The sequence below is a fragment of the Pseudomonas sp. BF-R-19 genome (assembly GCF_019956445.1).
GTDB classification, from domain to species: domain Bacteria; phylum Pseudomonadota; class Gammaproteobacteria; order Pseudomonadales; family Pseudomonadaceae; genus Aquipseudomonas; species Aquipseudomonas fluorescens_BH.
Genome location: NZ_JAHBDN010000031.1, coordinates 20589 through 33445 on the forward strand (window position 1 = coordinate 20589; position 12857 = coordinate 33445).

Here is a 12857-nt window from a genome sequence, read left to right on the forward strand (position 1 = left end):
ACTACATGGCCAGTTACTTTGCACGAAAATTCTTCAAAGGTTCGTTCATTGTTTCTCCATCGAAAGGCAAGTGAATCGCCTTGAATCAGGGCGCCTGAACCGGCTGATGCAACCTGCCCGGATGGCGTCGCATAACAAAAAACAGGACACCCGATGACGACAAGAAACAGTTGCCTGGCGCTTGATGCCCAGGACGCTCTGGCCCCCCTGCGCCAGCAATTTGCGCTCCCCGAAGGGATTATCTATCTCGATGGCAATTCCCTGGGCGCGCGGCCGGTCGCTGCATTGGCGCGGGCGCAAGCGGTGGTCGCCGAGGAGTGGGGCAATGGCTTGATCCGCAGCTGGAACAGCGCCGGCTGGCGCGAGCTGTCCGAGCGTTTGGGCAATCGCCTGGCGGGTTTGATCGGCGCGGGGGAGGGTGAAGTCGTGGTGACCGATACCACCTCGATCAACCTGTTCAAAGTGCTGAGCGCTGCCTTGCGCGTACAGGCCACAAGGTCGCCGCAGCGGCGAGTGATCGTCAGCGAATCGAGCAATTTCCCCACCGACCTGTACATCGCCGAAGGCCTCGCGCAGATGCTGCAACAGGGGTACACCCTGCGCCTGGTCGACAGTCCGCAAGCATTGCCGCAAGCAATTGACCAGGACACGGCGGTGGTCATGCTCACCCACGTCAATTACAAGACCGGCTACATGCACGACATGCAGGCCCTGACCGCGCTGACCCACGAATGCGGTGCGCTGGCCATCTGGGACCTGGCCCATTCCGCTGGCGCGGTGCCGGTCGACCTGCACCAGGCGGGTGCCGATTACGCCATCGGCTGCACCTACAAGTACCTCAACGGCGGGCCGGGTTCGCAGGCCTTTGTCTGGGTTTCGCCGCAGTTGTGCGATCTGGTGCCGCAGCCGTTGTCCGGCTGGTTCGGCCATTCGCGGCAGTTCGCCATGGAGTCGCATTACGAGCCGAGCAGCGGCATCGCGCGCTACCTGTGCGGTACCCAGCCGATTACCTCATTGGCGATGGTCGAGTGCGGCCTGGATGTGTTCGCCCAGACCGACATGGCCAGCTTGCGCCGCAAATCCCTGGCCCTGACCGACTTGTTCATCGAATTGGTCGAGCAGCGTTGCGCGGCTCATGAACTGAAGTTGATCACGCCGCGTGAGCACGCCCGGCGTGGCAGCCACGTCAGCTTCGAACACCCGCAAGGTTATGCGGTGATCCAGGCCCTGATCGAACAGGGCGTGATTGGTGATTATCGCGAGCCGCGCATCATGCGTTTCGGTTTCACACCGCTGTACACGACCTTCACCGAAGTCTGGGATGCGGTACAGATCCTCGGCGAGATCCTCGACCGGAACACCTGGTCGCAAGCGCAATTCCAGGTTCGCCACAGCGTGACCTGAACCCTGCGGCGTCCGTTTCCTGCTGCGGGAATTTCCCCGCGGCAGGGCTTCGCTCGCCCAATCACCAGTTCTGCAATCACAATAATAAGGAGCACGCAGAATGAAATTGTCCCTCTGGCCTGCCTTGCCGCTCGCCATCTCCAGTTGCCTTGGCCAAATGGCCTGTGCCGCTTCTGACAACGGATTTGTCGAAGACGGTAGCCTGACCTTGACCAACCGTAACTTCTATTTCTACCGCAATAACCTCAACAACCCGGGCGGGCAGAACTATCGGGACGAGTGGGCCCACGGGATCATGCTCGATTACCGCTCCGGCTACACCCAGGGAACGGTGGGGTTCGGGGTCGATGCCTATGCGCAGTTGGGCCTCAAGCTCGACAGTGGCAAGGGACGCACGGGTACGGGGTTGCTGCCGGTCGATGCCGATGGCCGTCCCGAGGATGAGTATTCCGAAGCGGGCGGTGCGGTGAAGGCGCGGATTTCGCAGACCGAGCTCAAGTACGGCAACCTGACCCCGCTCAATCCGGTGTTCGGCACCGGCAATGCGCGACTGTTCACCAGCGTTGCCACCGGCTTTCAGCTGACCAGCAATGAACTCAAGGCATTGCAACTGGACATCGGTCATTTCACCGCCGGCAACGACAGTAATTCGACCAATGCCAATGGCGCGCTGAAAGCGCTGTACGCCGGCGTGGAAACCCGCAGCGTCGATTATCTGGGCGGCAGTTACGCCCTGAGCGATCAACTGAGTGTCAGCCTGTACGGTTCGCAGTTCACCGACATCTGGCGCCAGTACTACGGCAACGCCAACTACACCTATGCGCTGGCGCCAGACCAGTCGCTGAACCTGGATTTCAATCTCTATCGCACCAACGACAGTGGCCAGAGCCTGGCCGGCAAGATCGACAACACCACCTGGTCGCTGTCCACCGCGTACAGGTTCGGTGCCCATCGAGTGACCCTGGCGTACCAGCGGGTCGATGGCGATGAGCCGTTCGATTACCTGGGGTTCGATCAGCAACCGGGCACTTCGATTTTCCTCGCCAACTCGATTCAGGTCCTCGACTTCAACGCCCCCAACGAACGCTCCTGGCAACTGCGTTATGACCTGGACATGGCGCCTTTCGGCGTGCCGGGCCTGAGCTTCATGTCGCGTTACGTCAGTGGTGACCACATCGATGACAGCCATTACGACGGCGGGCCCAATGGCGCCTATGGACGTTACGGCGATGACGGCAAGCGCTGGGAGCGCGACATCGAGGCGCGCTATGTCGTGCAGTCGGGCAAGGCCCGGGACCTTTCAATACGTGTGCGTCAGGCCAGTGTGCGTTCCACCGCGCAGGTCGCCCGGGCCGACACCACGGACAACAACGAAGTCCGGGTGATCATCGAGTATCCACTGAGTATTTTCTGATCCGTGTCCTGCTGTGCGTGGCTGATCCCCACCGTTAAACCCCCGACGTGCTCTTCAAGAAAGACAAAATCCAGAGGACATAAAAATGACCGATAACGCCGGTTTCGAAACGATATCCAACCGTGAACACGGCCTGCGGCGTCAACTGACGTCGGGGCAAATGAGCATGATTGCCATTGGCGGTGCAATCGGCACCGGGCTGTTCATGGGCAGCGCCTATGCCATCGGCTATGCCGGGCCGAGCGTACTGCTCAGCTATGCCATTGGCGCAATCATCACCTTGCTGCTGATGGGCTGCCTGGCGGAAATGACCGTGGCCCATTCGACCTCGGGTTCGTTCGGTGCCTATGCCGAATTTTATGTCAGCCCGCTGGCCGGGTTCCTGGTGCGCTATGCCTACTGGGCGGCGATTGTGCTCGCGGTCGGCACGGAAGTGACGGCGGTGGCGATGTACATGAAGTACTGGTTTGCCAACGTGCCGGAGTGGATATGGATCCTCTCGTTCTCCAGTGTGTTGATCGTGCTCAATGCCATTAGCGTGAAGACCTTCGGCACCTTCGAATACTGGTTCTCGACCATCAAGATCGGCGCGATTGTCGGCTTCATCATCCTGGCGGTGTATGTGGTGTTCGGTTCCGGCAACCCGCAATACGGCGTGCACAATTACACCGCTCACGGCGGCTTCTTCCCCAATGGTCTGCAAGGGATGTGGATCGCGGTGATCGTGTCGATCTTCAGCTACCTGAGCGTGGAGATGATCGCGGTGGCTGCCGGTGAGGCAAAAGACCCGGAGCAAGCGGTCAAGAAAGCCTTTCGCGGGACTATCGTGCGCCTGGTGGTGTTCTACCTGCTGACCCTGGCGTTGATGCTGGCAATCGTGCCTTGGGTCCAGGCGGGCCATGCCCAGAGTCCGTTCGTCACGGTGATGCAAGCCATCGGCATTCCCGGCGCCACCGGCGTGATGAATTTCGTGATCCTGATCGCGGCGTTGTCGGCGATGAACAGCCAGTTGTACATCACCACGCGCATGATGTTCAGCCTGTCCCGTGCCGGCTACGCGCCAAAATCCATGGGGGTGTTGAGCAAGACCGGGATCCCGCTGAACGCGCTGTTGCTCTCCAGCTCAGGGATCGCCCTGGCGACGTTGCTCAACATCCTGTACCCGGAAAGTTCGTTCACCCTGATGATGGCGATCTCGATGTTCGGCGCGATCTTTACCTGGTTCATGATCTTCCTCACGCACTACTGTTTCCGTCGTTTTCATGAACGCAATGGCAACCGCAAACTGTCGTTCCGCATGCGCCTGTTTCCCTACAGCACATTGTTGGGGCTGGTATTGATGGGGGCGGTGATGATCACCACCTACTTCACTGAAGCCTTCAAGATGACCCTGGTGTTCGGTGTGCCGTTCCTGCTGGTGCTGTCGATTGTCTACGGTGTTTTCTTCAGGAAAACCAGGGCGGTCACGGCGCTGAGTGCGCAGCCCAAGCTATAGCCTGAAGGTCGTACCGGGGCGGTGAAGTTCAGTCAGGTCGAAATGCCCGGAACCTGACGATGCGTCGCCCCGGGTTCGATCAGGTTGCGGATTGATACTCGGGTTGTTGTTGATTCAAGCGCGGTACGGAGCGCGCACTGCTTCGAAAACAAGCCGCTGCGCGCAGGGGCACACGCTGCTCAACGATAATCAAGCTCTGTCAGGGGCATGTGGCCCTGAAGCAAATGAGCTGGATGCAGCCTCAATCCGCTCTTGCAGTTGCGCGACATATGTTTGAGCATCCTCCAGGTATCTTGAACGATACAGGGGAGTCGTCAAGCTAGACTTTGCAACCGCTTCCTTGTTCATTTGTTTCAATTTTGACATTCATCTGCAGCGTCCTTATGCGTATGGAGCGGCGGAGAGTAGCGCACTTTTAATGTGCTTCAAAATGAAACGAAGGCTCTAGAACAACGCTTTCGTTGAGTCGCCGCATGTTTCGTAAACTCTACTCAATGGCTGCTTCTGGCCGTATATTGCCTGGCGCCACCGGCCGCTTCACGCACTGAGGAAGTCAGTCAACCTGAATCAAGACTCTTGAGGAGCGCCACACGCTACCGTGCCAGCGCTATTCGTCCACGCTGACGCCCGACCCCCCTAATTCGCTGGGGACATCCTTCAGCTTGGGTAACCCGTCTTTGATGCGCAGTACGGTTTCCTGATAGTGGACGTGAACGCCTGGCGAATACGCGAGATCCGGGATGACAGCGGCATATACGTCGATGAGCCCCATCCCTGGGTGTTCGGTGAAGATATGACCGCCGCAACTCTTGCACCATTTGCGATAACTCTGCGGTGTCTTGTTGTAGGTGCCAATGTTGTCAGCCCCCCGAGTTACTTGCACCGCCTCGGGTTTCCACAGCGTGAAGGCATTGACCGGCGCTGCTGCCCAGTGTCGACACGACTCGCAATGGCAATAGCCCATTGCGGCCGGCTCACCGCTGACGGTGAACTCGACTGCGCCACAAAAACAACTGCCTTTGTAAGACCTTTGAATGCTCATGGAATGACTCCTTCATCAGTTGTTATGCGTACCGCCGAAGTTGGGATGGATCGCTTGAGCGTTGATTAGCTTCACCCGTCGATGTAGCGCACCGCTGTCGTCGGCGTGCGCCGCACCTGCAGTTCGAAAATGTCAGGGCGCGCGTAGTGCCCGGTGACGTCGAGCGTCCGCCGCGCTGGCGCCACGAGTGAGACGTCGATGTCCGCATACAGAATGCCTGCCTCTCGGTGTAATGGACCGGCTGTGATCCGGCCTTGAGGGTTGACCACCACCGAGTCGCCGTCGTTGATCCACTCTTGCGGATCGGGAAACAGTTGCATGCGAGCCGGAAAGTCATCGGGGATGTCGCTGCCGCGCAGCAAGGTACCGCTGCCGAGCACCCAGCAACGGCCTTCGAGTGCTATGTGGCGCATCGTGCTGATCCAGCCATCGCCACTGTCATACGTGGGTGCGATGTAGATCTCCACCCCTTGGGCATACAGAGAATAGCGTGCCAGCGGCATGTAGCTTTCCCAGCAGATAAGTGTGCCAACACGGCCGACGGGTGTGTCGACCGTACGTAACCCTGACGCATCACCGAAACCATGGACCATGCGCTCGGGGTTCGTTGGCATCAGCTTGCGGTGTCGGTTGAGCACTTCGCCGTTCGTGCCGATAACGACTACGCTGTTGTAGAGCGTGCCGCCGCCATGGCGCCGGTCGCATTCATTGATGCCGCACACGATCGTCACGGCGTGAACTCTGGCGGCCTCGCACAATTCGCTCAGGTCACCGTTCGCAATATCGACGGCGTTGGCCAGCAGCCGCGCATGCAACTGGCCCATTACAGCCCCGTCCCTTCCCGCCGCCAGCCGCCAGATCCAAGACGGGTAACCTGGAATGAACTGTTCGGGCAAAACGATCAGCGAGGCTCCCGCCGCCGCCGCCTCAGCGACCGATTGCACGGCCCGGGCGATCGTCGCGCTGCGATCGAGCAGCACTGGCGGGCGCTGAATGATGGCTATCATGGTCATGGCGTTCTCCTGTGGCGGTTGGCTTTCGAAGGCCTCAGCGTGCGCGTGATGAAGTCGCGAGGCTAGTTCAGAATCTGAAGCGTTGTAGTTGCGGAGTACAGGCGATGGATGAAAGCTACGGTCAGTTCTGCACAGTCGCGCGCGGTGCTGAAGCACTGTGCGAGCGCTGGACGCCTTTGGTCGTGCGCGAGCTGCTATGCGGCAGTAAGCGCTTCAATGAACTGCACCGCGGCGTACCACGGATGTCCACCAGCTTGCTGGCACAGCGGCTGCGCCACTTGGAAGATATCGGTGTCGTACATCGCACAGCCGCAGGCAAGGTCTGGGAGTACAGCCTGACCGAAGCGGGCGAGGATTTGCGCCCCATCATAATGGCGCTAGGCCATTGGGGCGCGCGTTGGATAGGCAGTCGCCTGCGCGATAACGAACTCGACGCGGGCCTGCTCATGTGGGACGTGCGCCGGTTCGCGCGCATCGAGATGTTCCCGTCCCGGTCGGTGGTCATCCACTTCAGATTCCGCGACGCGCGGTCCGGCGAGCAAGAGTGGTGGCTCGTGGTCGAAGATGGTGTGGCAGATCTGTGCCGCGACGACCCCGGACGCGAACTCACGCTCGTCGTGGACTCTAGCGTGCGCGCGTTGACCGAGGTGTGGACCGGCGACCGCACACCAAGGGAGGTTCTTCAGTCGCGAGAGCTGCGTGTAGACGGCGCTGTGCAGGATGCGCAAAACTTGTGGCGCTGGCTTGGCACGAGTGCGTTCGCCGGTACCCGGAGCGCTGCAATCGAGCCTTTGCAATAGCCATCGAGAAAAGTAAGCGTCCGAGATTGAAATCTTTACTTTCGGCAGAGGCTTCCGGACTCGGATTTCACGTAGCAGTGTGCAAAAAAGGCGTTTTAACCAGTCAATGACCAGGCTGTTTGGTCGAACCGACTTTTTCGACAGAATCGGCCGTTTTCTGTCGGTCGAGATCGGCAGCTATGGGTTGATCGGGGCTGATCGCAATAAGGACTGTTTGGCGTGCTCTGTAGGTGTTGCGCCTGGCACAGAGCGACCAAGGCGGACGTTCACGGGGACAGCGCTCTGACCGCAGGCAACGGCCGTACTATAATTAATTTCTGTCAATGTTTGCGTGGCGAGCGCTCCAAAACGAATCAGGTATTCATAGCGTTCACCTGACAGGCAGAGGGGCGGCGCAGCAAATGGGATGGACAGTACGTCTGATTACGCGAGAGAGGGTTCAGCCATGAAAATTCACTCCTTCCAGCATTACTCTCATGGTCTGGAAATGGCCGTTCACGATGCATGGATTACCGCCAAGGTGAAGTCGGCCCTGGCATTTTCCGATCCGACCCTTAGCCTGCATATCAATGTCAAAACCCATGCGGGCATAGTGGGGTTAAGCGGCCGCGTCGACACTCATAGACAGTGCGAACAGGCCATTGGTCTGGCCCGTTCGGTTCATGGTGTCGCCGAAGTCGATGCCAGCGACTTGCAGACCCATGTGTTCACGCCAGGGAGTTTTCCAGAAGCGCCCAACGCCGAAGAGAGCACTGAGCGCCGGCCACAATCGTCAACAAAGATGGACGACAAATGATAATGGCAACTTTGTAGGCGCCGTGCTCCCAGTCGGGAACCGAGGGCGCAGGGAAGCTGAATGCCTGTGTGCCCCAGAGTGAATCGCCCATGGTTTCGTGGGCATTTCCGACTGGCTGCTTATGGCTGATTCTGTTGAAAAAGTCGGCTTCGGTTTCCACTGCAGAAAAGTGCGCGTCTGAGATTGAAATCTGTGTTTTGCGCAGAAGGTCCAGGACTCGGATTTGACGTAGCGGCGTGCAAAGAAGGCGCTTTCACCGCTCGATGCATGGCTAGCCAGGGCGGGTCGACTTTTTCAACAGAATCGGCCGTTTACTGCCGGTCAAGAAGGTCAGCTGGCGACCTTTTCCTGATAGTGGCGCTTTCAGCTTGGTCGAGGGTTCAGGGCGAGGGCTGTTACGTTCTATCTCTCGAATGTACTCGCGCGCTTCGCGAAAATAAATGAACTCTGCCATGGCCTGACAGCGAGACGCTGACCGTCTGCAGTCGATCGCAATTGACTGCTTTTGGCCGATTGTTGCCTGTCGCGCAAGGCTGCAATCGACTCAGTCTGTCAGTCCGGCAATGTCGAACAGACCCAAGCCGCCAGTTCTGATCTGATGTTTCGAATATCTGCCGTAAATTTTTTACGCTTTCTTTACGACTGCTGTTTCCGCCCTCAAAGATACTGGCCGCGACTTTCTAGAACGTCCATGCGCCTTGAGGCTTCAGTGGCCTGGGCATATCGTTTTGCCCAAGGATGGCATGCACTTCCTCCCCGTAATTCGAGAGAAGCGACCCTTGAGTGAAACAGCAATCGGAGCACATGAAAACCCGCAATCCAAAACGTCAGGAGCGGGCTTGCTCGTCGCCGCGGTCGGTGTGGTTTACGGAGACATCGGCACCAGCCCCCTCTACACGCTGAAAGAAGTCTTTGCCGGCCACTACGGCGTTCAGGCTAACCACGACGGCGTGCTGGGTATTCTGTCGTTGGTCTTCTGGTCACTGATTTGGGTCGTTTCGATCAAATATGTACTGTTCATCCTGCGTGCCAACAACCAGGGCGAAGGCGGCATCATGGCGTTGACGGCGTTAGCCCGCCGTGCGGCAGCACCTTATCCGCATATGAGTAAAATACTCGTTCTGCTTGGCCTCTTCGGTGCGGCACTTTTTTACGGGGATAGCATGATTACCCCGGCTATTTCTGTGCTCTCGGCGGTTGAAGGGCTACAGCTGGCGTTTGACGGAATCGAGCACTGGGTTGTGCCTTTGTCGGTGATCGTGCTGGTGGCGCTGTTCTTGATACAGAAACACGGTACGGCTCGCATCGGTATCCTGTTCGGCCCAGTGATGGTGCTGTGGTTTGTAGTGCTGGGTGCGCTGGGGATCTACGGGATTTTGCAGCGGCCGGAAGTGCTGCAAGCGCTCAATCCATACTGGGGAGCGCATTTTTTTATCGCTCATCCGGGAATCGGTGTGGCCATCCTTGGTGCAGTGGTACTCGCGCTGACGGGCGCCGAAGCACTGTATGCCGACATGGGGCACTTCGGTCGCAAGCCCATTGCCCGCGCGTGGTTCATATTGGTGTTGCCAGGACTGGTACTCAATTATTTTGGCCAAGGTGCCTTGATCCTGGAAAATCCGGAGGCGGTGCGCAATCCGTTTTATTTGCTCGCGCCGGGCTGGGCCTTGCTGCCGATGGTCGCACTCTCCACACTGGCGACCATCATCGCTTCTCAAGCCGTGATCTCCGGCGCTTTTTCCCTGACTCACCAGGCCATCCAGCTTGGGTATGTCCCTCGGATGTTTATCCAACACACCTCCAGCCAGGAGCAGGGACAGATTTACATCGGCACGGTTAACTGGGCGTTGATGGTCGGTGTTGTGCTGCTGGTGCTTGGTTTCGAGTCGTCCAGTGCGTTGGCCGCCGCTTATGGTGTCGCGGTGACGGGGACCATGTTGATCACAACAATCCTGTCCTCGGCGGTGGTCCTGCTGCTATGGAAAACTCCGCGCTGGTTGGCCATTCCAATGTTGCTGGGATTTTTGCTGGTCGATGGCCTGTACTTCGCGGCCAACGCGCCGAAGATCTTCCAGGGCGGTGCGTTCCCGGTGATTGCCGGTATTGGCCTGTTCATTTTGATGACCACCTGGAAACGGGGCCGCAAGATCATTGTTGAACGGCTGGATGAAACCGCGCTGCCTCTACCGCTATTCATCGGTAGCATCCGTACGCAACCTCCTCATCGCGTACAAGGCACGGCAGTGTTTCTAACGGCCAGGGCCGATGCCGTTCCGCATGCGCTGCTGCACAACCTGCTGCATAACCAGGTTTTGCATGAGCAAGTGGTGTTGCTCACTGTGGTGTCTGAGGACAGCCCTCGTGTGAGTGCTGATCGACGGTTTGAGGTTGAAGCCTATGGCGAAGGGTTCTTCCGGGTCAGTCTGCACTTTGGTTTTATCGAGGAGCCTGATGTCCCCTTGGCGTTGAGTCACTGTCACTTGTCAGAACTGGATTTCAGTCCGATGCGCACCACCTATTTCCTCAGCCGGGAAACGGTGATCCCGACCAAGCGCATCGGTATGGCCCGTTGGCGAGAAAGTCTGTTCGCCTTTTTACTCAAGAACGCCAACAGCAACCTGAAGTACTTCAAGTTGCCGTTGAATCGGGTGATAGAACTGGGTACACAGGTTGAGATGTAAGGAATTGGCAAGGCCGCACGGGCGGCCTTGTTTGTTCGCAGAGTAAGAGACATGAAGACCTCCGTGATCAGCGTCTGTTTCAGCAGCTGATCCCGACCATCATGAATGTCTGCTCCAGCCGATTGCTGCCTGTTTACGCCAGCCCGGAGACTCAGGCTTTCGAGGATCACCAACGATCAGATTCTCGACTTGGGTGAGAAGGATTGCATTTTCTTTCTGCAGGACTCCTTCGCCCCATACCCCCATACCCCCATGTCACCAGCACCCGGCCCGGGTGTTCCCGCAAGCTCTCATTCTGTCCTGTGTAATTCATGCCGCTGCCTGACGGGATCGTCAGGGCGCCAGGCTGCGGTTGGCTTGTGCCCCGACGATACGCTGGTTGCACGGCGGCGGCAGCGCTCAGGTTGTCTGTATCAGGCTGCGCAATTGGAGAGTCGCCTGCGTAATCGGGGAGGTTGGCAGGCAGTGCAATCGCTAGTTTAGGGCCCATCCAACAACAAGACCTCGCTAAAGGAAGGCTTATGCAACTCAGGCTTGCCGTCTCCCACTGTGTGCCCTGCGCTTTTGAGTCGACTACGGGAAACCTTTAGCCGGGTTGAAGTTTTCCCCCCAACGGATGCTGTTCATCTCGATATCGGCGCGGCGCCTACTGACTTACCTTGGGTAGACAAGAGGCGTGTCGTCGTAGCGGACTGTTCCATTGAGCCCGCCTGGCGTTTTACCCCATAACAACAAGAGGCCTGACAATGCTCGAACCCATCGTTCTTTATATCCCTGATGCAATCCGCCTTCCTGCGCAAGAAGGCTCGGTGTTCGGCTGTCGGCATTTTTAGTTTTCAGTTCGAATCTGCTCCTATAAATACAGTGCCCAGCACATACAAGTGTGGAGAAGTTAGATGTATCAGGTAAAACAATCTTGCCGTGGGCTCGGTATTGCCGGCGTGTTGGGAATGATCTGTTCGCCATTGGCAGCCTATGCCGATGTTGTCGATGACAGTCACTTGAAAGTGGATACGCGTAACTTCTACTTGCACCGTAACTACACCAATAACAATGCGCCGGTTTCTGAAGTGCATAGTTGGTCTCAGGGTTTCGATGCGCAGTTTACGTCCGGTTACACCGACACGGCCCTGGCGATCGGCCTTGATGTGGATGCGCAGTACGCCGTGCGCCTGGATTCGTCGGGCAACGACGGTTCGCTGCCGTACAGCGTCCGTGACCAGCAGACGGCCGATGACTACAGCCGCGCTGGCGCTACCTTCAAGATGCGCTACAGCAAGACCGAGTTGAAGGTCGGTGACCTTCGCCCACAACTGCCGGTGGCATTCGATGACCCCAGTCGGCAACTGGATACCATCTACCAAGGGGCCGTGGTCGAGTCCAAGGAAGTCGATGGGTTGACGATGACCGGCGGCCGTTTCTGGTCTGCTGCGACACGGGAATCTTCCAACCACGAGAAACTGTACAAGTTTGGTTCCACCGATAATCTCGACAGTGACGGCCTGGACTTTGGCGGCGCAACTTACGACATCACCAAGAACCTGCAAGCCAGTTATTTCTATGGCGTGTTGCACGATATTTATCAGCAGCACTATTTTGGCCTGATGCATATGGCTGACTTGGGTAATGGCTACAAACTTAAAACCGACTTGCGCTACTTCAATAACAATGAAGATGGCAATGCATTGAACGGTGAAATCGACAACCGTTCCTACGGTGCATTGTTCTCCTTGCTCAAAGGCGCTCACATGTTTGGCCTCAGTTACCAGCGCATGCTCGGTGACAGCGTGTTCCCGACCATGAACGGTTTTATCCCGCAACCTTACCTGGTGCACTGGTCGTCCCTGGGGTTTGTCCGCCCGGATGAAAAGTCCTGGGGCGCGCGCTACAGCTATGACTTTGCCGGGATGGGCGTGCCGGGGCTGAAGCTCTACACCCGCTACATCAAGGGTACCAACTGGGACCGTGGCAACAACCTGAGCGACAACCAGGAAAGCGAACGCTTTCTGGGGCTCAACTACGTGGTGCAGAGCGGGGCGTTGCAAGGCCTGGGGCTGGACCTGCGTAACATCGACGTGAAACAGAAGTACGGCTACGACTACAACGAATTCCGTGTCGCCACGACCTACACCTGGAAGTTCTGGTAAGCCCAGTCCACCCGGGATTTGACCCCATAACAATAAGAGGCCTGACCATGTTCGAACCCTTTGTC

9 protein-coding genes are annotated in these 12857 nt (G+C 57.8%); 7 read left to right on the forward strand and 2 right to left on the reverse strand.

Features of this window, described 5'->3' with window-relative positions; all coding sequences use genetic code 11:
- Positions 1-153 precede the first annotated feature (153 nt).
- The 3 genes from kynU (at position 154) to KGB28_RS03120 (ending at position 4313) form a co-directional block, all read left to right on the forward strand.
- Positions 154-1404 (forward strand): kynureninase, encoded by a 1251-nt coding sequence (gene kynU, locus KGB28_RS03110; RefSeq protein ID WP_223442212.1) that lies wholly within the window; start codon positions 154-156, stop codon positions 1402-1404.
- A gap of 100 nt (positions 1405-1504) precedes the next feature.
- A complete protein-coding gene (locus KGB28_RS03115; RefSeq protein ID WP_223442215.1) occupies positions 1505-2818 on the forward strand; it encodes an OprD family porin in 1314 nt (437 codons plus the stop codon).
- 85 nt (positions 2819-2903) lie between these two features.
- On the forward strand, positions 2904-4313 hold the full coding sequence (locus KGB28_RS03120) for an amino acid permease (protein WP_223442218.1): 1410 nt from the start codon (positions 2904-2906) through the stop codon (positions 4311-4313).
- A gap of 607 nt (positions 4314-4920) precedes the next feature.
- Here the strand turns inward: KGB28_RS03120 and KGB28_RS03125 are convergent.
- Together KGB28_RS03125 and KGB28_RS03130 are read right to left on the reverse strand one after the other, a co-directional pair.
- Positions 4921-5355: a GFA family protein gene (locus KGB28_RS03125; protein WP_223442221.1), complete on the reverse strand. Its 435-nt coding sequence runs from the start codon at positions 5353-5355 to the stop codon at positions 4921-4923.
- A 71-nt stretch (positions 5356-5426) separates the two neighbouring features.
- Complete coding sequence (locus KGB28_RS03130) at positions 5427-6368, reverse strand: carbon-nitrogen hydrolase family protein (protein WP_223442224.1); 942 nt, start codon at positions 6366-6368, stop codon at positions 5427-5429.
- 104 nt (positions 6369-6472) lie between these two features.
- On the opposite strand from KGB28_RS03130, the gene KGB28_RS03135 reads away from it, so the two are divergent.
- From KGB28_RS03135 to KGB28_RS03150, 4 genes are all read left to right on the forward strand, one after another.
- On the forward strand, positions 6473-7168 hold the full coding sequence (locus KGB28_RS03135) for a winged helix-turn-helix transcriptional regulator (RefSeq protein WP_223442226.1): 696 nt from the start codon (positions 6473-6475) through the stop codon (positions 7166-7168).
- Between the two features lie 445 nt (positions 7169-7613).
- Positions 7614-7964 (forward strand): BON domain-containing protein, encoded by a 351-nt coding sequence (locus KGB28_RS03140; protein ID WP_223442229.1) that lies wholly within the window; start codon positions 7614-7616, stop codon positions 7962-7964.
- A gap of 743 nt (positions 7965-8707) precedes the next feature.
- Positions 8708-10645: a potassium transporter Kup gene (locus KGB28_RS03145; protein ID WP_411740572.1), complete on the forward strand. Its 1938-nt coding sequence runs from the start codon at positions 8708-8710 to the stop codon at positions 10643-10645.
- 896 nt (positions 10646-11541) lie between these two features.
- On the forward strand, positions 11542-12792 hold the full coding sequence (locus KGB28_RS03150; RefSeq protein ID WP_223442234.1) for an OprD family outer membrane porin: 1251 nt from the start codon (positions 11542-11544) through the stop codon (positions 12790-12792).
- The last annotated feature ends 65 nt before the right edge of the window (positions 12793-12857 follow it).

What these genes read in the sequence shown, in the direction of transcription:
- kynU (WP_223442212.1), top strand. Translation starts at nt 154, where the DNA reads ATGACGACAAGAAACAGTTGCCTGGCGCTTGATGCCCAGGACGCTCTG.
- KGB28_RS03115 (WP_223442215.1), top strand. Translation starts at nt 1,505, where the DNA reads ATGAAATTGTCCCTCTGGCCTGCCTTGCCGCTCGCCATCTCCAGTTGC.
- KGB28_RS03120 (WP_223442218.1), top strand. Translation starts at nt 2,904, where the DNA reads ATGACCGATAACGCCGGTTTCGAAACGATATCCAACCGTGAACACGGC.
- KGB28_RS03125 (WP_223442221.1), bottom strand. Translation starts at nt 5,355, where the DNA reads ATGAGCATTCAAAGGTCTTACAAAGGCAGTTGTTTTTGTGGCGCAGTC.
- KGB28_RS03130 (WP_223442224.1), bottom strand. Translation starts at nt 6,368, where the DNA reads ATGACCATGATAGCCATCATTCAGCGCCCGCCAGTGCTGCTCGATCGC.
- KGB28_RS03135 (WP_223442226.1), top strand. Translation starts at nt 6,473, where the DNA reads ATGGATGAAAGCTACGGTCAGTTCTGCACAGTCGCGCGCGGTGCTGAA.
- KGB28_RS03140 (WP_223442229.1), top strand. Translation starts at nt 7,614, where the DNA reads ATGAAAATTCACTCCTTCCAGCATTACTCTCATGGTCTGGAAATGGCC.
- KGB28_RS03145 (WP_411740572.1), top strand. Translation starts at nt 8,708, where the DNA reads ATGCACTTCCTCCCCGTAATTCGAGAGAAGCGACCCTTGAGTGAAACA.
- KGB28_RS03150 (WP_223442234.1), top strand. Translation starts at nt 11,542, where the DNA reads ATGTATCAGGTAAAACAATCTTGCCGTGGGCTCGGTATTGCCGGCGTG.